The organism is Streptomyces sp. NPDC044063, from assembly GCF_056434285.1.
Window position 1 is genome coordinate 210573 of record NZ_JBWKFM010000009.1, and the last position, 21351, is coordinate 231923.

The 21351-nt window shown below is 73.1% G+C and carries 19 protein-coding genes, 1 tRNA gene, 1 other RNA gene and 1 pseudogene; 7 read left to right on the plus strand and 15 right to left on the minus strand.

Annotated features, from left to right (window positions below; translation table 11 throughout):
- Positions 1-7: 7 nt before the first annotated feature.
- From AC07BS_RS14480 to ffs, 5 genes are all read right to left on the minus strand, one after another.
- A complete protein-coding gene (locus AC07BS_RS14480; RefSeq protein ID WP_478645528.1) occupies positions 8-691 on the minus strand; it encodes a DUF5063 domain-containing protein in 684 nt (227 codons plus the stop codon).
- Positions 684-1283: a recombination mediator RecR gene (gene recR, locus AC07BS_RS14485; RefSeq protein ID WP_368434589.1), complete on the minus strand. Its 600-nt coding sequence runs from the start codon at positions 1281-1283 to the stop codon at positions 684-686. Before recR ends, AC07BS_RS14480 begins: the two co-directional genes overlap by 8 nt.
- An 89-nt stretch (positions 1284-1372) precedes the next feature.
- The gene (locus AC07BS_RS14490; RefSeq protein ID WP_478645525.1) at positions 1373-1717 is read right to left on the minus strand and encodes a YbaB/EbfC family nucleoid-associated protein; all 345 of its coding nucleotides are present in this window, start codon (positions 1715-1717) and stop codon (positions 1373-1375) included.
- 108 nt (positions 1718-1825) lie between these two features.
- Positions 1826-4084, minus strand: coding sequence for a DNA polymerase III subunit gamma and tau (locus tag AC07BS_RS14495; protein WP_478932321.1), 2259 nt, complete (start codon positions 4082-4084; stop codon positions 1826-1828).
- Positions 4085-4169: 85 nt separating this feature from the next.
- An RNA gene (ffs, locus tag AC07BS_RS14500) (signal recognition particle sRNA small type) lies at positions 4170-4264 on the minus strand.
- A gap of 99 nt (positions 4265-4363) precedes the next feature.
- On the opposite strand from ffs, the gene AC07BS_RS14505 reads away from it, so the two are divergent.
- Positions 4364-4451: transfer RNA gene (locus tag AC07BS_RS14505), tRNA-Ser, on the plus strand.
- 117 nt (positions 4452-4568) lie between these two features.
- Here AC07BS_RS14505 and AC07BS_RS14510 read toward each other — a convergent pair.
- Positions 4569-5237 (minus strand): hypothetical protein, encoded by a 669-nt coding sequence (locus AC07BS_RS14510; RefSeq protein ID WP_478645519.1) that lies wholly within the window; start codon positions 5235-5237, stop codon positions 4569-4571.
- 110 nt (positions 5238-5347) lie between these two features.
- Here AC07BS_RS14510 and AC07BS_RS14515 point away from each other — a divergent pair, with 110 nt between their 5' ends.
- The 3 genes from AC07BS_RS14515 to AC07BS_RS14525 all read left to right on the plus strand — a co-directional run bounded on the left by AC07BS_RS14515 (position 5348) and on the right by AC07BS_RS14525 (position 8656).
- A complete protein-coding gene (locus tag AC07BS_RS14515) occupies positions 5348-5977 on the plus strand; it encodes a TetR/AcrR family transcriptional regulator (RefSeq protein WP_478932324.1) in 630 nt (209 codons plus the stop codon).
- Positions 5978-6047: 70 nt separating this feature from the next.
- Complete coding sequence (locus tag AC07BS_RS14520) at positions 6048-7199, plus strand: serine hydrolase domain-containing protein (RefSeq protein WP_478932326.1); 1152 nt, start codon at positions 6048-6050, stop codon at positions 7197-7199.
- A gap of 347 nt (positions 7200-7546) precedes the next feature.
- Positions 7547-8656 (plus strand): PP2C family protein-serine/threonine phosphatase, encoded by a 1110-nt coding sequence (locus AC07BS_RS14525; protein ID WP_478645511.1) that lies wholly within the window; start codon positions 7547-7549, stop codon positions 8654-8656.
- Between the two features lie 15 nt (positions 8657-8671).
- Here the strand turns inward: AC07BS_RS14525 and AC07BS_RS14530 are convergent, their stop codons facing one another.
- Complete coding sequence (locus AC07BS_RS14530; protein ID WP_478932328.1) at positions 8672-9388, minus strand: response regulator; 717 nt, start codon at positions 9386-9388, stop codon at positions 8672-8674.
- Positions 9385-10629: a sensor histidine kinase gene (locus tag AC07BS_RS14535; protein ID WP_478932330.1), complete on the minus strand. Its 1245-nt coding sequence runs from the start codon at positions 10627-10629 to the stop codon at positions 9385-9387. Before AC07BS_RS14535 ends, AC07BS_RS14530 begins: the two co-directional genes overlap by 4 nt.
- 267 nt (positions 10630-10896) lie before the next feature.
- On the opposite strand from AC07BS_RS14535, the gene AC07BS_RS14540 reads away from it, so the two are divergent.
- Positions 10897-11727, plus strand: coding sequence for a CPBP family intramembrane glutamic endopeptidase (locus AC07BS_RS14540; protein ID WP_478932332.1), 831 nt, complete (start codon positions 10897-10899; stop codon positions 11725-11727).
- Here AC07BS_RS14540 and AC07BS_RS14545 read toward each other — a convergent pair.
- Positions 11714-12242 (minus strand): annotated as a pseudogene (locus tag AC07BS_RS14545) (3-oxoacyl-[acyl-carrier-protein] synthase III C-terminal domain-containing protein); the annotation flags it as partial. The gene AC07BS_RS14540 and the pseudogene AC07BS_RS14545 overlap by 14 nt on opposite strands.
- Positions 12243-12828: 586 nt before the next feature.
- Between AC07BS_RS14545 and AC07BS_RS14550 the strand changes: the two are divergent.
- Positions 12829-14871 carry a TerD family protein gene (locus AC07BS_RS14550; RefSeq protein ID WP_478932374.1) on the plus strand — a complete coding sequence of 681 codons (2043 nt, stop codon included), beginning with the start codon at positions 12829-12831 and terminating at the stop codon, positions 14869-14871.
- Positions 14872-14883: 12 nt separating this feature from the next.
- On the opposite strand, the gene AC07BS_RS14555 is transcribed toward AC07BS_RS14550, so the two are convergent.
- A complete protein-coding gene (locus tag AC07BS_RS14555) occupies positions 14884-15738 on the minus strand; it encodes a helix-turn-helix transcriptional regulator (RefSeq protein WP_478932334.1) in 855 nt (284 codons plus the stop codon).
- A gap of 164 nt (positions 15739-15902) precedes the next feature.
- Between AC07BS_RS14555 and AC07BS_RS14560 the strand changes: the two genes are divergently transcribed.
- Positions 15903-16751: an alpha/beta fold hydrolase gene (locus AC07BS_RS14560; protein WP_478645496.1), complete on the plus strand. Its 849-nt coding sequence runs from the start codon at positions 15903-15905 to the stop codon at positions 16749-16751.
- Here AC07BS_RS14560 and AC07BS_RS14565 read toward each other — a convergent pair.
- From AC07BS_RS14565 to AC07BS_RS14585, 5 genes are read right to left on the minus strand one after another with little or no spacing between them, the layout of a single operon-like run.
- On the minus strand, positions 16741-18033 hold the full coding sequence (locus tag AC07BS_RS14565) for an MFS transporter (protein WP_478932336.1): 1293 nt from the start codon (positions 18031-18033) through the stop codon (positions 16741-16743). The genes AC07BS_RS14560 and AC07BS_RS14565 overlap by 11 nt on opposite strands.
- 24 nt (positions 18034-18057) lie before the next feature.
- Complete coding sequence (locus tag AC07BS_RS14570) at positions 18058-18732, minus strand: class I SAM-dependent methyltransferase (protein WP_478932338.1); 675 nt, start codon at positions 18730-18732, stop codon at positions 18058-18060.
- Entirely contained in the window at positions 18729-19466 is a 738-nt protein-coding gene (gene epsC / locus AC07BS_RS14575) for a serine O-acetyltransferase EpsC (RefSeq protein WP_478932340.1), read from the minus strand. Before epsC ends, AC07BS_RS14570 begins: the two co-directional genes overlap by 4 nt.
- Positions 19463-20044, minus strand: a complete 582-nt coding sequence (locus AC07BS_RS14580) for an NADPH-dependent FMN reductase (protein ID WP_478645485.1) — start codon at positions 20042-20044, stop codon at positions 19463-19465. The genes epsC and AC07BS_RS14580 overlap by 4 nt, the downstream gene beginning before the upstream one ends.
- Positions 20044-21351 carry an ATP-grasp domain-containing protein gene (locus tag AC07BS_RS14585; protein WP_478932343.1) on the minus strand — a complete coding sequence of 436 codons (1308 nt, stop codon included), beginning with the start codon at positions 21349-21351 and terminating at the stop codon, positions 20044-20046. Before AC07BS_RS14585 ends, AC07BS_RS14580 begins: the two co-directional genes overlap by 1 nt.

Below are 21351 nucleotides of genomic sequence, written 5' to 3' on the forward strand. Positions count from 1 at the left end.
CCGGCGGTCAGGCGCGCGGCTGGGCGCCCGGTGCCTTGGCCCGCAGGCCCAGCGGGCCGCCGATCTCCGCCGCCATGACGCGTCCCGCCTCCTCGGCCAGCTGCTCGTCGGCCGTGACGTCGGTGTCCGTGTCGAGCCCGTCGAGCTCGTCCAGCGGCTGGTCCAGCCGTACGTGCGCCACGAGCGACTGCAGGGCGCGCAGGCACGCCGAGGCGGTGGGGCCCCAGTTGGAGAGGTAGGAGAACTGCCACCACCACAGGGCCTCGTTGACGCGGCCGTCGCGGTAGTGGGCCATGCCGTGCCGCAGGTCGGTGATGATGTCGGCGAGGTCGTCGGAGATGCGCGACGCCACGGGCGCGCTGCGCGGCACATAGGGGTCGAAGACCTCGGAGTAGACGTCGACCGGGTCGAGCAGGGTCGCGAACCGCTCGCGCAGCTCGTCGACGTCCGGCTCGGGGCCGACGTCCGGCTCGTAGCGCTCGTCGGGGACGAAGTCCTCGTGGGCACCCAGCCGGCCGCCGGTGAGGAGGAGCTGCGAGACCTCCAGCAGCAGGAAGGGGACCGCGCTGTCGGGCTCGTCGCCGCGTGACACCTCGGTGACGGCCACGATGAAGCTCTCGATCGAGTCCGCGACCGAAACGACGAAGTCGCCGGGATCGCGCTTGGAGTCGTGCAGCGTTGCGTCAGACATCGAGCAGTCTTCTCCCTTCGAAGGCACGCCCGAGCGTGACCTCGTCGGCATATTCAAGATCCCCACCCACGGGCAGGCCACTGGCCAGCCGTGTGACCTTCATCCCCATGGGCTTCACCATGCGCGCGAGGTACGTGGCCGTGGCCTCGCCCTCCAGGTTGGGGTCGGTGGCCAGGATCAGCTCGGTGACCGTGCCGTCCGCGAGCCGCGCGAGCAGCTCGCGGATGCGCAGGTCGTCCGGGCCGACGCCCTCGATGGGGCTGATCGCCCCGCCCAGTACGTGGTAGCGGCCGCGGAACTCTCGCGTCCGCTCGATCGCGACGACGTCCTTGGACTCCTCGACGACACAGATGACGGAGGGGTCGCGGCGCGGGTCCTGGCAGACCCGGCACCGCTCCTCCTGCGCCACGTTGCCGCAGACCGCGCAGAAGCGGACCTTCGCCTTGACCTCGGTCAGCGCGTGGGCGAGCCGGCGGACGTCGGCCGGCTCCGCCTGGAGGATGTGGAAGGCGATCCGCTGGGCGCTCTTGGGACCGACGCCGGGCAGCCTGCCCAGCTCGTCGATCAGGTCCTGGACCACGCCTTCATACACGGATCGGGTTCTCCTTCTGCTTCTGCGGTTGTCGTACGCGCGCTCCGTGTGCGAGGGGCTGCGTACGGATGTCTGTCAGGCGTACGGCCTCAGAACGGCAGGCCGGGGATGCCGCTGCCGCCGCCCAGGCCCTGGGCGAGCGGGCCGAGCTTCCGCTCCTGCAGCTGCTGGGCGGTCGCGTTGGCGTCGCGCACGGCGGCGAGGACGAGGTCCGCGAGGGTCTCGGTGTCCTCGGGGTCCACCGCCTTGGGGTCGATCGCCAGGCCCTTGAGCTCGCCGGCACCGCTGACAGTGGCCTTCACCAGGCCGCCGCCGGCCGATCCCTCGACGAGCGTGCGCGCCAGCTCCTCCTGGGCCACGGCGAGATCCTGCTGCATCTTCTGGGCCTGCTTGAGCAGCTGCTGCATGTTGGGCTGGCCACCACCGGGGATCACGGGTCGCTCCTGGCTGTCGACGACTGAATGCTTCGGTAGCCCGAGCCTACGTGCTCACCGCGCGGCGCGCCCTACACCGTGGGAAGGAGACGGGCGCACCGCCGCGGGTCATTCGTTGGCGATCTCCTCGATCACCGTCGCCCCCAGCTCGCGCACGATGAGGTCGTGGCCGCTCAGGGCGCTGTCGACGAGGTCGGGGTCGTCCTCGGCGGGGACGTCGTCCTCGAGGGGGACGGGCGGCGGCTCCGGCTCCCGGTACTGCTGCGCCGGAGGCGCGGGAGGCACGGAGGGGCCGGGCGGGGCCTGGCGGGGCTCCTGGGCGGGCGCGGGGGCGCCCGGAGCCGCCGCGGCGGGCTGGGGAGCCGCCGGGGCGTACGCCTGGGGCGACGCCGGGGCGGCCTGGGGGCGGGCGTAGGAGGCCGCCGCGCCACCGCCGTACCCGCCACCGCCGAAACCGCCGGCGGACGGTGAGCCACCGCCCGCGCCGCCGGAGGGGTCGACGATCAGCTCGGTCCTCCACGGGAGGCCGAGGTCGCCGAGAGCCTGGCGCAGGACCTCCTCGCTGCCGCTGTTGGCGAAGCTGTCGCGCGCGCCGGCGTTGGAGAAGCCGACCTGCAGGGTGGCGCCGTCGCAGGCGGCGACCTGGGCGTTCTGGCTCAGCAGGATCCAGGTGAAGCGGCGGCGGTTCTTGACCGCCTCCAGGATGTTCGGCCACAGCTGGCGCGCCTGCGTGGCGTCGCCCTGGACCTGCGCGGCGGGCGCGCCCTGCGGTACGCCGGCGCCGGGCGCGGCCGGGGCCGGCGCCGCGGCGGGCTGCGGGGCCGTGGCGGCGGTCGGCCAGGCGCCGGCCCGCGGGGCCGCGGGGGCCTGGCCGCCCGGGGCGGCCGCGGTGGGCCAGGCGCCCACGGCCGGGGCCGGGGCGGCGGGAGCCGGGGCGGCGGGAGCGGGGGCGGCCGGCGGGGCCTGCGGAGGCTGGACGGGGGCGGGAGCGGGGGCTTGCGCCGGGGCCGGGGCGGCCGGGGGCTGGGCCTGAACCGGGGCCGGGGCGGCCGGGGGCGCGGCGGGGGCGCCGGCGGCGGGGCCGACGGCGGCACGGGCCGCGGCGGGCCCGGACAGACCGGCACCGGGCATCCCGGCGGCGGCCGGGGCGTGGCCCTCGGGCCCGGGCACGTACCCCATGGCGGGGCCGCCGGGAGGCGCGGCCACGATGCCGCCGCGCTCCAGCCGGTCGAGGCGGGCGCGCACCGAGCGCTCGTCGTCGAAGGCGGCCGGCAGCAGCACCCGCGCGCAGATCAGTTCCAGCTGGAGCCGCGGCGAGGTGGCGCCGCGCATCTCCGTCAGGCCCTCGTTGACGAGGTCGGCGGCCCGGCTGAGCTCCCCGGCGCCGAAGACGGAGGCCTGCGCCTGCATGCGCTCCACGACGTCCACAGGGGCGTCGATGAGGCCCTTCTCGGCGGCGTCGGGGACGGCGGCGAGGATCACGAGGTCGCGCAGCCGCTCCAGGAGGTCGGCCACGAACCGGCGGGGGTCGTTGCCGCCCTCGATGACCCGGTCGACGACCTCGAAGGCGGCCGCGCCGTCGCCCGCGGCGAAGGCGTCGACGACGGAGTCGAGGAGCGAGCCGTCCGTGTACCCGAGGAGGGACGTCGCCATGGCGTATGTCACACCGTCCTCGGCGGCGCCGGCGAGGAGCTGGTCCATGACGGACATGGAGTCACGCACGGAGCCGGCGCCGGCGCGCACGACGAGCGGCAGCACGCCGTCCTCGACGGGGATCGCCTCGCGCTCGCACACCTCGCCCAGGTACTCACGCAGCGTGCCCGGGGGGACGAGGCGGAAGGGGTAGTGGTGCGTACGCGACCGGATCGTCCCGATGACCTTCTCGGGCTCCGTGGTGGCGAAGATGAACTTCAGGTGCTCCGGCGGCTCCTCGACCACCTTCAGCAGGGCGTTGAAGCCCGCCGAGGTGACCATGTGGGCCTCGTCGATGATGTAGATCTTGTAGCGGCTGCTGGCGGGGCCGAAGAAGGCCTTCTCGCGCAGCTCACGGGCGTCGTCCACGCCACCGTGCGAGGCGGCGTCGATCTCGATGACGTCGATCGAACCCCGGCCGTTGCGCGCCAGGTCCTGGCACGACTGGCACTCGCCGCAGGGGGTGGGCGTCGGCCCCTTCTCGCAGTTCAGGCAGCGCGCGAGGATGCGCGCGCTGGTCGTCTTGCCACAGCCGCGCGGCCCGCTGAACAGGTACGCGTGATTGACCCTGTTGTTGCGCAGCGCCTGCTGCAACGGGGTGGTGACATGCTCCTGCCCGATGACCTCGGCGAAGGACTCGGGGCGGTAGCGGCGGTAGAGCGCGAGGGACGACACACCTACGACGATATCGGGCCCCACTGACAAGTGGTCTCGCTCACACTTCCCGGGGCCTCGCTCGCGGGGGAACGCCCCGGGAAACACAAGGGCCCCTCACGCACCCGCCAGAGCCCACTTACCCTTGCTGCCTTCCGGCCCTGGGGGAGTTGGGTGAGATAGCGCCACGTGAGGGGCTTGCCTCCATCCTAGCCGATCCGGGGCGGTGCTCGCGCCGCCTCCACCACCTCCGCGGAAGGCGTTCGCGAGCACCCCCCGACGTCTTGTATTGTTTGCGGCGGAGGATTCGCCTAGAGGCCTAGGGCGCACGCTTGGAAAGCGTGTTGGGGGCAACCCCTCACGAGTTCGAATCTCGTATCCTCCGCCAGTGCCTCACCGGGCACGAACCGAAGGCCCCGACCGGGAAACCGGCCGGGGCCTTCGGCGTTCCGTGGTCGCAGTCGCGTTCCCGTCGTGCTACGAGCGGCCGCCGGACGGCCGCGGGTCAGGCCGCTCGCCCGGGCTCCGGGCGGACCACGCGGTGGCGGACCGCCCACACCAACGCCGCGAGGGCGAACCCGTAGACGGACACCAACCCGTGACCGTTCTCCTGGGCGAGCCACATCGCGAGGCCCAGCACCGGGACGCCGACCGCCAGGGCGAGCTCCTTGGGGAGGCGGGTGCGGGTGAGGAAGGCGAGGGCGAGGGTGGCGCCGAGGAAGTAGGTGGCGCCGGAGCTGCCGGCGAAGTTGCGGGGGTCAGCGCTGGGGCCGTCACCGAAGCCCAGCAGGCTGTCGATGCGACCGGGCAGCAGGATGCCGGCGAGGAAGAAGCCGAGGGTGAGCGGGCCGCCCCAGTACCACTGGGCGAGCACGGCGACGGCGGCGAGGGTGGCGAGGTTCCACAGCCCGCCGAAGAGGCCACCGTTCTGCATGAACACCGAGGTGAACTCACGCCACCAGCCGGACTTCGACGGGTCGCCGTCGAGCGCGTCCATGGCTCCGGACCAGACGAGCTGCAGCAGCACGCCGCCGACGGCGAGCGCGGCCAGGACGGCCGCCGCCCACGGGACCGGCCGCCCTCGCAGGGTGTCACGGCCGACCACGCCGAGCCCGCAGTTGACCATCATGACCATCAGCGCGGCCGTGGTCACGTTGAAGAGGATCGCCTCCATGCCCGCCACTCCCCCCGGGTTCCGGCATTTCAAACGCCGTTCGAAAACCTGACGACGCAAAGCTAGCACAGCTTTCAAACAGCGTTTGAAAATCTTGTACGGTGGACCGCATGAAGCTCTCCAAGGACCGCATCGTCGACGCGGGCATGGCCGTCTTCGCCGAGGTCGGCTACCAGAACCTGTCCATGCGCCAGGTCGCCGACCGCCTCGACGCCCACGCCGGCAGCCTCTACTACCACGTACGAGGCAAGGACGAGCTGCTCGCCCTGATGGCCGACCGGGTCTGCCACCGGGCCTACGACGCGGGCACCGAAGCCCTGGCCGCCCTCCCGCCCACCGCCGACTGGCAGGACCGCATCGAGGCCCAGGCCAACACCCTGCGCCTCGAAATCAAGCAGCACCCCGGCGGTGCCCACCTTCTCGCCGAGGGCCCTGGCGTACTCAGCACCGGCGGCCTCTCCCTGATGGAACGGCTGCTGCGCACCCTCCTCGACGCCGGCCTGCCCGCCGCCCACTGCGGCATCGCCGCCGACACCCTGCTCAGCCACATCACCGGCTTCGTCCTCCAGGAGCAGAGCCGGACCGCCACCCCGCCAACCGTCACCGCCGAGCACTACGCCGAGCTGTGCGAGCGGTTCCCCCTGCTCATGGGCCCGCTGATCCCGCGCCAGAGCCAGGACGAGAAGTTCACGCAGAGCGTCCACCTGCTCTGCGCCGGCTTCGCGGCCAGGCTCGAATGACGGGAACCGGGATCGCGTCGAGATCGTTTCAAACGACGTTCGAAAAGGTGGCGCGCCCATCGCGCCACCTGTGCACACCGGCACCGGCGTCACGGAGATCCTGCCGGACTTCACCCTCGCCGACGCCGAGGCCGCCCGCACCATCACGCCACGTCAACTCCTCAACCACACCAGCGGGATCGAGGGCGACTACGTGAACGACACGGGACGTGGCGACGACTGCCTGGCCCGCTACATCGACGGCACGCGCGTCATCGGCCTCACCAACCCGCCCGGCGCCACCATGTCCTACTCCAGCACCGCCTACAACGTCCTCGGCCGGATCGTCGAGGTGATCACCGGCCTGACCTGGGACGAGGCGCTCAAGGATCTGATCTGCGACCCGCTCGGGCTCCGGCAGACCATGACGCTGCCCGAGGAGGTGCTGCGCTTCCGCGCCGCGATGGGGCACATGGGCGAGCCCGGCGAGGACCCGACGCCCACCCCACTGTGGAACATGCTGCTCCGCTCCGCCGGACCGTACGGCGGCATCAGCGCCACCGCGGCCGACGTGGTCCGCTTCGCCCGGCTGTTCATCGACGGCGGAACCGCACCGGACGACACCCGGGTACTCTCCGCCGCGGCCGTGGAGGCGATGCTCACCCGCGAGGTCGAGATGCCCGACCAGTGGTTCCTCGGAGCCCACTGGGGCCTCGGCTGGGGCCTGTTCGAATGGGACGGCGTGCGCGGCTTCGGCCACGACGGCAGCACCTTCGGCCAACTCGCCTACCTGCGGGCCATCCCCGAGAAGGGCCTCGCCATCGCCCTGCTCACCAACGGCGGAGGCGCCGCACCGAAGGTCCACGAGGCGCTCTGCCGCGAATTGAGCGCCGAACTCGCCGGAGTCACCATGCCCGCGTTCGGGCCCGCCGAGAACCCCCCGGCCGTCGACACGGCGCCCTTCACCGGCAGCTACAAGCGGGAGGGCTTCCTCATGACCATCACCGCCCGCACCGAGGGAGAGGGCGTACTGGATCTGCGCTACGAGGGCGTCGAAGGCCTCGCCGGCACCTTCGACCCGCTCGTCTGGCACCTCACGCCGGTCTCCGACACCCCCGCCAAGACCGTCTTCGCCGGCCGCCGCAACGAGAAGGACGCCTGGATCCCCGTCGTCTTCTACGCCCTCCCCGACGGCACCCGCTACGTCCACTTCGGCGTCCGCGCCACCGCCAGGTCCGCCTGACCCAGCGCGTCCGTCACGGAGTACAACCCGCCGTGGTCGCAGTCCTGGTCGCGTTCACCCTCGTACAGCCCCGTTCAGACTCGTACAGCCCCGTTCACCCTCGTACAGCCCCGTTCAGAGCCCAGCCGGCAGCTCGCTCCGCCGCAGGTCAGGGCCCGCACGATCGCCCCCGGACGGGCGCACGCCCGGAAAGCGCGTGGGGGCGACCCTCACGAGTTCGAATCTCGTATCCTCCGCCGGCGGAAGGCCCGGACCGTGACAGCGGTCCGGGCCTTCGTCGCGTCGCGGCCGCCAAGGACGGACCGACCGAGAGGCCGTGTCCATATTGTCCCTATACGCTAAGCCTTGTGATCAAGCCTGGACGGCAGCGGCCCCGTCGTCGTCCCCGCGGCCGGTGGTCGTTCGCCCTGCTGTCGCCGGTGATCCTGACCGTGGTGATCGCCGGCCTGGCGTACACCACGCCCAGGAGCATGGCCTTCAGCCGCCTCCTGCCCGCGGCGCCGGCACTCGCCGCCGCCATGTGGCCCGTGCTGCCCACCGTCCTACTGGGGACGGTCTGCCTGCTACTCATGATCGGCCTCGGCGTCCTCTTCCCCGACCTGGGCACCTGGTACACCGGAGCGGGGATCATCGCGGTCACGGTGGCGGCCGCCTACGGAAGCCATGTGCGGCTCCAGCGGGAACAGATGCTCTTCCAGGTCCGCCTCGTCGCCGACGCGGCGCAGCAGGTGGTCCTGAGCCCGATGCCACGCCGCTTCCGGGGCGTCGAGATCGAGGCCCTGTACCTGGCCGCCGCGGCGGAGGCCCGCATCGGCGGCGACTTCTACGAGGTGGCCGACACCCTGTACGGGGTCCGGCTGCTCATCGGCGACGTACGGGGCAAGGGCCTGCCGGCGGTGGGCGAGGCCGCCGCCGTGGTCAACTCCTTCCGCGAGGCGGCCCACGACGAGCCCACCCTGGACCGCATCGCCCGCCGCCTGGAGGCCAGCAGCGCCCGCTACACCAGCGCGTATCCCCCCGAGGACCTGATCGAGCGCTTCGCCACCGCCCTGCTCGTCGAGATCCCCCACGAAGACGGCGAGATCAGAGTCCTCAACTGCGGACATCCGCCGCCCCTGCTGCTGAACGACGACGGCCTCCGCGTCCTGGAGCCCAGCGCCCCCTCCCCGCCCCTCGACCTCGCGGAGCTCATCGGCGGGCACTACACGATCGACACCGCCGGCTTCGGCCCCGGCGACCATCTGCTCATCTACACCGACGGCGTCTCGGAGGCCCGCAACCGCTCCGGCCAGTTCTTCCCGCTGGCGGACTGGATGCGCCGCCAGTCCCCGGCCGGCCCCCGCGACCTTCTCGACACGCTCCACCACGACCTCATCCGCTACAGCAGCCGGGGCCTGGACGACGACATCGCCGCCCTCGCCGTCCGCCTGCGCGAGGAGCCCGCCGACCCGGGGTAGGCATCCGCCGCGTCCTCAGGCCGTGACGCCGGGGCCCGTGCCCGCGACGACGTGGCCGTATTCGTAGGCGAGGATCACCGCCTGGGTGCGGTTGCGGGCCGCGAGCTTGCCCAGCACGTTGCTGACGTGGGTCTTCACGGTCTCCAGGCTGACGACCAGCTCGCGGGCGATGTCCGGGTTGGACAGGCCGCGCGCCATGAGCCGGAGGATCTCCAGCTCGCGGTCCGTGAGGCCCGGGGCGCCGCGCGGAGGGCGGAGCGGCGCGGTGGAGCGGGTCGCGGCGAGCTTGCGGACGGCTTCCGGGAAGAGCACCGAGTCCGTCGTCGCGACGAGGCGCACGGCCTGGGCGATCTGCGCGGAGGGCGAGCGCTTGAGGACGAAGCCCGCGGCACCGGCGCGCAGCGCGTCGTAGACGTACTCGTCGTTCTCGAAGGTCGTGATCACGACGACCTTCGGCGGCTCCGGGAAGGCGGTCCGCAGGCGCCGGGTGGCCTCGATGCCGTTCGTGCCGGGCATGCGGACGTCCATCAGGACCACGTCGGGCCGGAGGTCGGCGGCGAGCTCGACGGCCTGGTCGCCGTCGGCCGCCTCGCCGACGACACTGATGCCCGGTTGCAGCGACAGCAGGGTGCGCAGGCCGGTACGGGTCAGCTCGTCGTCGTCGGCGACGAGAACGGTCACGGGCACGGTTTCGGGCGTGCTCCCGGGGGTGGGCGGCGCGGTCGCGGTCATGCGGACGACGGTAGAGGGATGCGGACGGTCAGCAGCCAGCCGGTGCCGTCGGGGGCCGGGCCCGCGGAGACCTCGCCGCGCAGGAGCTCGACGCGCTCCACGATGCCCGCGACGCCCTGTCCCCGCCGCCGGGAGCGGCGTGCGAGGCGGGGCGCGCCGGCCGCGGTCCCGTTGGAGATCTCCAGCTCCAGGCCGGCCGCCGTGACGGCCACCCGCAGGCCGAGCGGCGCCCCGTCGCCGTACCGCAGCGCGTTCGTCAGGCCCTCCTGGACGATGCGGTAGGCCTCGCGGGAGACGGTCGCGGGGACGGCCGTCAGGTCGCCGCCGCGGATGTCGGCGCGGATGTCGGCGCGGACGTCCGCGCCCGTGCGGCGGACACGGTCCACCAGGGCCGGGAGGTCGGTGAGCGCGTACGGCGGGGCCGTCGGGGCCCGTTCCTCCCGGAGGATGCCGAGCACGTGGTCGAGGTCGTCCATGGCGGCCCGGGACACCTCCTCCAGCCCGGTGAGGGCGCGGCGCGCGGCGGCCGGGTCGGTGTCCATGAGCTCGCGCGCCACCGCCGCCTGGATCGTGGACGCCGTGAGCGTGTGCCCGATCGAGTCGTGCAACTCCTGGGCCAGCCGGTCACGCCCCGCCATCCGCCGCATCCGCTCCTCCAGCACGACGAGGCGCTCGTCGGGCCGGTGGCCCAGCAGAGCGGGCGCGACGAGCCGCAGGAGCGCCGTCGTGGCCGCGGTGGCGTAGCAGGCCAGGGCCACGAGGACGAGCGCCACCGGCACCGTCCAGGCGCCTTCGGGGCCGCCCGCGACATCGACAGGGGCGAGCAGGGTGATCCGGGAGCCGCCCTTCGCCCAGACGGCGAGCAGCGGGACGGCCGTCACCAGCGCGAGGGCCGTCACGGTCGCCACGACGCCGCCCGCCAGCATGTGGAGCACCAGCCAGGCGGCCGTACGGGCCCGGTTCGGCCGGCGCGCGGGCTCCGCGGAATCGACCGGGGCGGGAAGGGCCGTACCGAGCAGGCGGTTGGCCAGACGTACGGAGCCGCGGCGGGCGGCGCGCGGGCAGCCGGCGGCCGCCGCGAGCACGGCCGAGGCGGCCAGGAGGACGCCCGTGCGGAGCGGCCCCGGCCAGTCGTCGGGGGTCGCGGCGGCGACCAGCGCCGCCACGGGAAGGGTCAGGGTCCCGAGGAGCACGCCGAGGAGGGCGAACAACCAGCCCTTGTAGGTGTCGGCGCGGGTCAACGGACGCGTGAGCGGATCTACGAGTCGTCGTATCGGCGATGGCACGTCGGGAGTCTCGCAGCGACGCCGTACCCGGCACCTCCCTCGCGCGAGCCAGATACGGATTCCCTCCCGCACGGGATGTGCCGGTGAACGGGGCGGACGAAGCTTTCCGGCGATCGTTTCGGACAACAGCGGGAAAGCGGGGGTGGGTTCATGGCGACGGATGCCGTGACGGCGACGCCGAGGCACGGGAGAACAGGGAAGGAAAGGGTCGAGCGCAGAGGTGTGATCGCGTTCATCTCCCTCTGTTTCCCGACCAGCTGGATCTACCTCTTCGCCGTCCATGACGTGTGGGGGGTCTCGCTCGCCGATCCCCTGCCGCAGCTGCCTTTCGCCGTCATGCCCGCTCTCGCCGCGATCGTGGTGCGCCGCTGGGTCACGCGGGAGGGCTTCACCGACGCCGGCCTGCGGCTCCGTCTCCGCGCCGGCTGGCCGTACTACCTCGCCGCGTGGCTCGGCCCGCTGGTCCTCGCGGGCGCTTCCGTGGGGCTGGCGGCGGCGCTGGGGCTGTGGACGCCCGGCCTCTCCCCGCTGGAGGAACTTTCCGGCGGTCTGCCCGTCTGGGAATTCGTCCTGCTGCTCATGGTGGTCACCCCGCTCCTCACGCCGCTCTACGGTGGCGAGGAATTCGGCTGGACCGGCTATCTGCGTCCCCGGATGTTCGCGGGGAGCCCGATGAAATCGACGGTGGCCACGGGGCTCGTATGGGCCGTCTGGCATTTCCCGCTGGCCTTCGTGGGGTACGTCGAATTCCCCGGCGGGCTCCCCGGCCTGCTCGTCGGACTGCTGGTCTGGACGGTGTCCTTCCAGTTCCAGGAGGTGCTTCTCGTACGGATCTCCGTGCGCTGCGGGAGCGTCTGGCCGGTGAGCCTGGCCCATGCCGGGAACAACATGGTGCTCTCCCTCCTCACCGGCACCCTCCTGGGCGAGGGAAGCGGCCTCGGGGTGACCGCGGTGACCCTGCTGATGACGGTTCCGATGGCAGCGCTCTGCGGCCTGCTCGCGCTGGCGAGGAGAACCGGCGGGAGCGGCGGCCCCGCCGTCACGGGCAGGTGATGACCTGGCCTGCCCAGGACAGGCCCGCCGCCGAAGGCCAGGAGCGGCACCGGGCCGCCGGAGGGGAGTTCGCCGTTCCCGGTCAGCTTGGAGAGGGTGAGGGGGACGGAGGCGGCGGAGGTGTTGCCGGAGTCGACGACGTCCTTGGCGATCACCACCGTCTCCGGCAGGCCGAGCCGGCCCACGATGGTCTCGACGATGCGCAGGTTGGCCCGGTGGGGCACCACGCCGGCCAGGTCGGCCGGCGCGACGCCGGCGCGGCGGCAGGCCTCGCGGGCGATGCCGGGGAGTGCGGTGGTGGCCCAGCGGAAGACGGTCTGACCCTCCTGGGCGAAGTGGGGGTGCCAGTCGTCTGCCAGACGGACGTCGTCACCGCGCGTGGGGTCGGAGCCCCATACGACGGGCCCGACGCCCTCCTCCGGGGCGGCGCTGACGACGGCCGCCCCGGCACCGTCGCCGAGCAGGACACAGGTGCTGCGATCGGTCCAGTCGGTGACGGCCGATATCTTCTCGGCGACCCGACGGCCCCCGACCGCACCCGCCGCGTCTTGGACCGCCTGCTGGCACCGCGCGAGGACGCGCCCTAGAACGACCCCCGGTCGTACGGCACCACCCCGCGTGTCCGACGGGAGCGCCACAGCGCAGCGGTCGCGGCCCCCAGCACCTCCCCCACGAGCACCGGCTCACGGCTGAACCGCGAGACACCACCGCCGCATTCGCACGAGCCGCCGAGCGCCGCCCCGATGCCCCCGGGCTCCCCGAACCACCCGGCGTACGGACCGCCGCACCCTTCGCAGACCATGCCCCACCCCCTGCCTCGAGACCCCGTCCGGAGCCCTCGCCGGGCAAGCTCACGTTCCCCAGGCGAGAGCCGACTTCATCCGATGCTCGCACCCACCACTGACACTCGCACCGGCATACGAGGTCAGGGCAGGTTTCCCCGGCTTCGCACAGCCACCCGCGCAACGCCCTTTCGCAGGGCTAAGGTTCACTTCGTGTGCACCACACCGGTGTGGCACGACAGATCAGCATGAGCAGTCGCACCGCGTGCCGTGCGCGGCGTCCGGGCGCGTCTGTGCACCTGGGGGGTACATGCACGAGATGGTGAAGGGCGCCAACGTCGCCCTGTCGGCCCTGAGCGAGGACGCCGGCTCCGTGCTCGTCAGCCTGAGCTGGAGCAGCGCGGCGGGGGACGGGGACGCGGACGTGTCCGTCCTGCTGCTGGACACCGACGGCAAGGTCCGTGGCGACGGTGACTTCTTCTACTACAACAACACCGAAGCGGCCGACGGAAGCGTCCAGTTGCTCGGCAAGATGCCGAACGATGACGGTAGCGAGGACCGCATCAGCCTCGACCTCACGGCGGTGCCCGAGAACGTCGCGTGCGTCGTCGTGGCGGCCAGCCGGTACGACGGCACTTTCGGCGACCTCGACGGTCTGCGGCTGACGCTCGCGGACCGTCTCGGCGAGAACGTGCTGGGATTCTCCATCCTCGACGCCGGCGAGGAGAGCGCGTTCATCTTCGGCGAGCTCTACCGACGAAACGGCGACTGGAAGTTCCGCGCCGTCGGACAGGGCTACCGCAGCGGTCTGGCCGGCCTGGCGACCGACTTCGGCGTGGATGTCGACGACGAGCGCGATGAGAGCCCCCGGACCGACAGCGCGGAGGGCCCCCGGGGCGACGACAGGGCTGCCGCCCCCGTCGGCGACGACAGCGCGCCCGGCGGCACCGTCTCCGTACCGGAGAAGCGACTCGAACCGGCACCGGACCCGGCTCGGCATCAAGCCGAGCCGCAAGCCGCATCGCCCGCCGTCATGGCCGACCCGGCCCCAACGGTGCCTCCCGCCCGCCGTCGTCCCCGTACCGCCAAGAAGAAGATCATCCTGCCCAAGGTCGCCAAGAAGTCGCTCGCCGAGAACGACTCGTGGCGCGAGGCCCGTCTGTTTCCCGCGCCTTCCCTCAAGAGCGACCGGGAACGGGAGACGCGTGCGACGTCCGTCCTGCTGTCAGTGATGGCCCAGGTCCCCGAGTTCGGGCGTCGACTGACCGCGGCGTTCGGCGTGCCGGCGGGGCGGATGCAGACCTTCACCGAGGTCTCCCTGCCGCACGGAGACACACCCAAGCGGCCCGACGGCGTCATCATGGTGGAGCGCGCCGGCAAGCTGTGGACCGCCCTGGTCGAGACGAAGACCAACGGCAACTCCCTGAAGGCCGAGCAGGTCCAGGACTACATGGACATCGCCGCCCGCCGCCGCTACGAGGCCGTCATCACCGTGTCCAACGACGTGGCGCTGGACGGCACCCCTCTGGTCGACGTCAAGACGGACGGACGGCGCAAGCACAAGGTCGGCCTGTGGCACCTGTCCTGGGCGGAGGTCGCCCACCAGGCGCAGATGTTGATACGGCACGAGGGCGTCGGCAACGCGGCCCACGCCTGGCTCCTGCAAGAACTGCTGCACTACCTCCAGCACGAGAACTCGGGCTGTCACGGCTTCCAGAACATGGGCCCGGCGTGGGTTCCCGTGCGCAACGGCATCGAGACCGATACGCTCGCCCAGAGCGACCCCCGCGCCGTCGAGGTCGTCGAGAGCTGGGAGCGGCTCATCCGCCAGGTCTGCCTGCGACTGGGCGGCGAGCTGGGGCAGAAGGTGCTGCCCGTCCAGCGGGCCGGGCGCGGCACCGACGCGCACGCGCGCCGGGTCGCCGCCGCCGTCCATCTGTGCGAAGAGGGGCGTCTCTCGGCGGAGCTGCGCATCGACGGTTCCCCGGGCATGCTCGCGCTCACCGCCGACCTGCGGACGGGGAAGCTGCGCACCTCCATGGAGATCGCCGCGCCAGGACAGGGCTATCCGCTCTCCCTGGCCAAGCGTCTGATCCGCCGGCTCGCCGAAGCGCCGGCCGATCTCCATGTCGAGACGCTTCTCGACGGGCAGCGCGGGCCCCGCAGCACACTGGAGCGCCTGCGTCCGGAGCCGGCCGAGCTGTTGCCGAAGGACGGCGCCCGGATCACGGGATTCAGGCTGTCGCTGCTCAAGAGCATGGGGAGCACGCGCGGTACCGCGGAATCCGGCTTCATCCGCAGTGTCGACGAGGCCGTGAACCGCTTCCACACCCATGTCCTCGCCCACGTGACCCAGCTCTGAGGCCAGAGCCCCTCACCCCGCCGCCGGAGTGAACTGTTCCGTGCCCACCACGCGGAGGAGCGCCAGGCGGTCGGCCGTGTCCGTGCCCGGGGGTGGGGTGAGGAGGACCAGGCGCTGGTCGCCCTCCGGGGCCAGGAGGACCTGGCAGTCGAGGTCGACGGGGCCGACCACCGGGTGGAGGACGCGCATCCGGGTGTGCCGGCGGACGGCGACCTCGTGGAGGTCCCACAGGGCGCGGAACTCCTCGCTGGCCTCGGCGAGTCGTGCCACCAGGCGGGTCGCGGCCGGGTCGCCGGCGCGGCGGCCGACCGCCGCGCGGAGGTCGGCGGTGTGCAGGCGGCTGTAGTGGTCGTGCTCATCGGGCGGGTAGGCGGCGCGGACGGCCGGGTCGGTGAACCAGCGCCAGACGATGTTGCGGCCGTGCTCGGACACCGTGCAGACGCCGCCGAGGAGGGAACGGGCCACCGCGTTCTGGGCCAGGACGTCGCCGAGGTCGCTGAGGATCTGGGCGGGGGTCGTGGGGAGCTGGTCGAGGAGGTGGAGCAGGCCGGGGGCGACGTGGTCGCCGGTGGCGCGGGCCGCGGGCGGGCGGTGGCCGGCGAGGAGGTGGAGGTGGTCCCGTTCGTCGGCGTTCAGGCGCAGCGCGTGGGCGAGGGCCCCGAGCATCTGGGGCGACGGCTGCGGGCCGCGGGCCTGTTCGAGCCGGATGTAGTAGTCGGCCGACATCCCGGCCAGCTGGGCGACCTCCTCCCGGCGCAGGCCGGGCGTACGGCGGCGGGGGCCGGCGGGCAGGCCCACGTCCTGGGGGCGTACGCGGTCGCGGGAACGGCGGAGGAAGTCGGCGAGCGCGGGGCGGTCGATCATCATGCGGATGATCTTCGCCGACCGGTCAGCCGTGAACCAGGGATCGCCGGTCCCAGGGTCGACAAGGCTCTCCCGCCCCCCGGAACGCGGCAGCAGAGTGGTGATCGCACCGAGGAGAACCGCCGGACCGGAGCGGCCCTCACCACACTCGCCCACAGGAGTTCCGCATGCCCATCGTCACTGTCGCCGACGCCCGCGTCCACTACGGGATCACCGGCCCCGCCACGCCCACCGACCGGCCCGCGCTCGTCCTCGTCCACGGCACCGGATCCACCGGCGCCGGGCTCACCTGGGGGCAGATCGCCCCGCGCTTCGCCCACGACCGCACCGTCATCACCCCGGACCTCTCCGGCACCGAGAACACCACCGACGACGGCGGCCCGCTGACCGTCGAGGGGCTGGCGGCCCAGGTCGTCGCCGTCATCGAGGACGCCGGGACCGGCCCCGTCGACCTGCTGGGCTTCTCCATGGGCTCCCCGGTCGTCACGGCGGTCGCCGCCCTGCGGCCCGACCTGGTGCGCCGGCTCGTCCTCGTCGCCGGCTGGGCGCACACCGAGGGCGACGAGTTCCTCCGCAACACCTTCGCCCTGTGGCAGCGGCTGGGCACCACGGACGGCGAGGCGTTCGGCCGGTTCGTCACCATGACCGGCTTCAGCCGCGGCTTCCTCAACGCCATCGGCCGCGAACAGGTCGAGGCCATGACCCGGAACATGCCGCCCACCCCCGGCACCCTGCGCCACGTCGACCTCGACGCGCGCGTCGACATCCGCGACCTGCTGCCCCGCGTCAGGGCGACGACCCTGGTCGTCGGCTGCGCCCAGGACGCCACCGTCCCCGTGGAACACAGCCGCGCCCTCCACGCCGCGCTGCCCGGCAGCTCCTACGCCGAACTCGACACGGGGCACGTGGCGTTCTTCGAGCGGTCGGACGCGTTCTTCACGCTCGTCGACGACTTCACCGGCGGCGACGACCTCACCCAGCACGCGACCGCCGCCGCCCCCGTCCTCACGCCGTGACCGGGCGCTCCCCGCGTCGCAGCAGCGCCAGGCCGAACACTCCGGCGGCCAGCGCCGCCACGCCGCCGCAGACGACGATGCCGGTGCGGGCGCCGTAGTGCTCGACCACCCAGCCGACCAGCGGTCCCCCGACCGGGGTGCCGCCCGTGTAGACCAGCATGTACAGACCCATGACGCGCCCGCGCATCGCGGGGTCGGTCTCCAGCTGCACCAGAGCGTTGGCCATGGTGCTGAAGACGACACTGAGGAGCCCGACGAGCACCAGGGCGAGCGCGAACGCCCACAGCCGGGGCGCCAGCGCGCTCACCGCCTCCAGCGCGCCGAAACCGGCCGCGGTGGCCACCAGGAGCCACGGACGGCCGTTGCGGCGCCGGCGCGCCGACAGCAGGGCGCCACCCAGCGCGCCCACCCCGATGGCCGTGGTCAGCCAGCCGTATTCCTTCGCACCGCCGTGGAAGACGGTGTACGCGAAGCCCGACAGCAGGGTCGGGAAGTTGAGACCGAAGGTGCAGACGAAGCCCACGAGGACGATTGGCCACAGCAGCTTCGGGTGCTCCCGGACGTGCCGCAGGCCGGCCCGTATCTGCCCCTTCTCGCGCGGCTGCGGGCGGGACGGACGCAGTTCGGCGGTGCGTACGGCCAGCAGCGAGATCAGCACCGCGCCGTACGACAGGGCGTTGACCGCGAACGCCCAGCCGCTGCCGATCGCCGCGATCAGCGGGCCGGCCACGGCGGGACCGAGCAACCGGGCGCTCTGGAAGTTCACCGCGCCCAGACTGACGGCGTTGCCGAGCCGGTCCGGGCCGACCATCTCCACCACGAACGTCTGGATCGCGGGATTGGTGAAGGTGTTCATGAGACCGAGCAGGAACGCGAACGCGTAGACGTGCCCGACCCTGACGACGTCGGTGAGCGTGAGCACCGCCAGCGCCGCCGCGAAGACGCCCATCGCGCTCTGCGTGGCGATCAGGATGCGCCGCTTCGGGTAGCGGTCGGCGACCACGCCGCCGAAGAGGCCGAAGAGCAGCACCGGGAGGAACTGCAGGGCCGTGGTGACGCCCACCGCGAACGTACTGCCGGTCAGGTGGAAGACCAGCCAGTCCTGGGCGACGAACTGCATCCAGGTACCGGAATTGGAGAGGAACTGACCGATGAAGAAGTAGCGGTAGTTCCGCACCCGCAGCGAGGCGAACATCCGCCCGTCACCGGACGTGGCGGGCGCGGCCGGAGCGGCGGCCGTGGCGGCGGTCCCGTGCCCGCGCCCCTTCGGTGATTCGTTCATTGCCTGTGACAACCCCGACAACCCTCAGACGTCGCTGCGCCGCGCCAGCACCAGCAGATAGGCCAGACCGGCGAGTTCGCGCCGCACCAGCCGTGTCTCCGTCACGGTGAACCCGGCGGCGGACAGCAGCTCGGTGGCCTCCTGCTCGTTGAACCAGCGCGAGAGCCGCCCGTCGTCGGCGCGGTTCAGCACGCCCTCGGCGAGTTCCTCGGCGGTGGTGAAGAGGCTGATGGCCAGCGTCCCGCCCGGACGCAGCCGCTCCCGGACACCCGCGAGGTAGGCCGGGTAGTCGGCCGGGTCCTGGTGGTGCAGGACGCCGTTGTCCACCGCGGCGTCGTACGCGGTGCGATCCTCGCCCCGCAGCTCGGTGAAGTCGCCGACCGCGAAGTCGACCCTGTCCCCCCACTGTCCGGCGATGCGGTCCCAGTCGGTCAGGCGCACCAGGTCGACGACGGTGACGCGGTGGCCCGCCGCTAGCAGCGCCTCGGCGTCCCTGCCGCGGCCGGCGCCGATGTCGATGACCCTGCTGTCCGCCGCCAGCCCGGCGGTGAGCATCGGCACCAGCAGCCGCATCGCGGGCTCCTCGCTCCACGAGTCTGCGCCGTCCTCGTACCGGCGGACGAAGGCGTCCTTCAAAACCCGGCGGTAGCCGGGGGCCACGGTCGCCTCGCCGCCGACGCCTGTGCTGCTGCTCGTCACGCGCTCCTCTTCTCCGTTGTCGCTTCCGGTCCCGCCGCCGGTACGACGGCGGGCCGCTCCTTCTGCTGCACCTGGCTCCTGGGGGCCCACACCCGGCTCCCGGCCGGCACGTCGGTCGTCACCAGGGAGTGGGCGCCGACGAGGCTGTCGTCGCCGACCCGTACCGGGCCGAGGACGGAGGCGTTGGCGCCGACCACGACGCGGTCGCCGATCGTCGGGTGCCGCCGTTCCCCCGGCGGCCTGCGCCGGTCGCGCCACCAGCCCAGCGCGCCGATGGTCACCTGGTGGTAGAGCGTCACGTCGTCGCCGATGACGGCGTCCTCGCCGATCACGACGGCCGCGCCGTGATCGATGAACAGCCGCCGTCCGACCCGTGCCCCGGGATGGATGTCGACACCGCCGGAGAGGAACCGGCCGACCAGGGACAGCACCCTGGCGGTCACCCGGCGGTCCCGCTCGTACAGCCCCGAGGCGACGCGGTGCAGCCACAGCGCCGGCAGGTGCGGGGCGAGCAGCGCCTCGCCGCGGCCGCGTACGGCCGGGTCGCGCTCGACGACGACCCGCAGGTCCTCGCGCATACGGCCGAGGGTGCCGCCCGGCGTACGGTCCGCCGCCGGGCGCAGGGGCGGACGGCCGGGCGCGCGGCCGGGCATACGGGCCGCGGCGGCGTCGGGAGTGCCGTCCGGTACGGAGTGGGGCGCGCCGTCCGGCGCCCGGCGCGGGGAGGCGCTCACGCGACCGCCCCCTCGGCGCCCGGGCGCATGGCCCGGGTGAAGGCGGCCAACTGGTCGGCCATTCCGGCGCACCGGGAGTGCACCGGGCCGGCCACATCGAGCGCGGGCCGGGTGTCGGCACCGGGGGCGAAGTCCGACGACACCGTGCTGACCTGCGCCGGGACGGGCCAGCCGCCCAGCGCCTTGACCACCTGCCGCAGTTGCTCGCACGCGCCGGCGGAGCCGCGCGGACCGCCCGCGTTGGCGACCAGGCCCACGGCCTTGCCGTCGAAGGCGTCGTACGGCAGCAAGTCCAGCGCGTTCTTCAGCAGGCCGGAGTACCCCGCGTGGTACACGGGCGTGCCGAGCACGATCGCGTCGCAGTCGTGCGCGGCCGCGAGGAACGCGCGGGCCTCAGCCACGGGGTGCGGGGTGCTGCTCCAGTAGTGGTCGGGGTGGCTGGTGGGGAGCATGTGCTCGGCGAGGTCGACGAGCGTGATCGCGAAGCCGCGCTGTTCGAGCAGGTCGGCGACGTGCTGGACGAGAGCCCTGGTGTGGGAGTGCCGGCTGGGACTGCCGACGACACACAGTGCGCGCATCAGCTCACCGCCCCCTCCGGAGCCTCGGTGCTCACCGGGGCCGTGTCCGTCTCCCGCGCCCCGCCGTCCTCCGGCGTCACGCGGACCTCGGCGCGGTCGTGCGCCGCCTCGGCGGCGGCCCGGGCCTCGGCGGCCGTCGCGCCGGTGGTGATGAGGAAGCCGAGCCGGTCGAAGTTGTCCCGGGCGGGCCGGACCCGCCGGCCGGGGCGGGCGTGCAGCATGACCTCGGCGACGCCCGGGCTGTGCCGGGCGGCCTCCGCGTCGATGCCGGCGAGCACACCGGTGGCGGGGGCGGTGAGGGCGCGGATGCAGCCCACGCCCCGCACCGGGGACGGCCGGGGGCTCCTGCCCAGGGCGAGGTCGATGACGTCGTGGTAGACGTTCCGGCCCAGGACGTAGTTCATCATCGTGGGCACGTAGCCGCCGATGAGCCGGCCGTTGATCTCGATGATCTGCGGCCCGTCGGGGCCCAGGACCACCTCGGTGTGGGTGTGCGCGTGCCGGACGCCGACGGCGTCCAGCGCCTGGGCGCAGACCCGTACGACCGCGTCGCGGACGTCGTCGGGGAGCTCGGCGGGGAAGCAGCCGCCCAGCTCGACGGGGTACGGCGGCGGGCTGAGCATCTTGTCCACGCAGCCGTAGGGGTGGTGCTCGCCGTCGGCGCTGAGCATCTCGCAGCTGACCACCGGGCCCGGAACGTAGCGCTCCAGCAGGACGACGCCGCGGCCGGCGATGCCGCGGCCGTAGGCGCGGGTGCCGATGATCGCCTCGGCAAGCCCGGCCACCTCGCCGGGGCCCTCGGCGACGCCGACGCGCACGGAACCGAAGCCGTCGGTGGGCTTGACCACGACCGGGTAGCCCAGCTCCTCGGCGGCGGCGACGGCCTCGTCGGCGGTCAGCGCCCGGCGGAACGCGGGCTGGGGAACGCCGGCCCCGTCGAGGAGGCGGCGCACCTCGTGCTTGTCGCGCAACCGCTTCGTCGTCGCCGGTGTTTCAAAAGACAGACCGAGGGCGTGGGCGACCTCCGCGATCGCGGGGAGGTGGCCCTCGCTGAGGGCGAGCACGCCGTGGACGGGGTGCTCGCGGTGGAGCCGCTCGACCGCGTCGAGCAGGCTTCCGGCGTCGGCGGTGGTGATCCCGGTGATCTTCCGGGTGACCACCGCCAGCGCCTCCTCGCCGCCCTCGGCCGCGAGGTAGGGGTCGAGCGACTCGGCGACGAAGGTGACGTCGTGGCCGAGCGCCACGGCCTCCTGGGCAATCTTGAAACCGGCTGTGGGGGTGGTCTCGACAAGTACCAGATGCGCCAT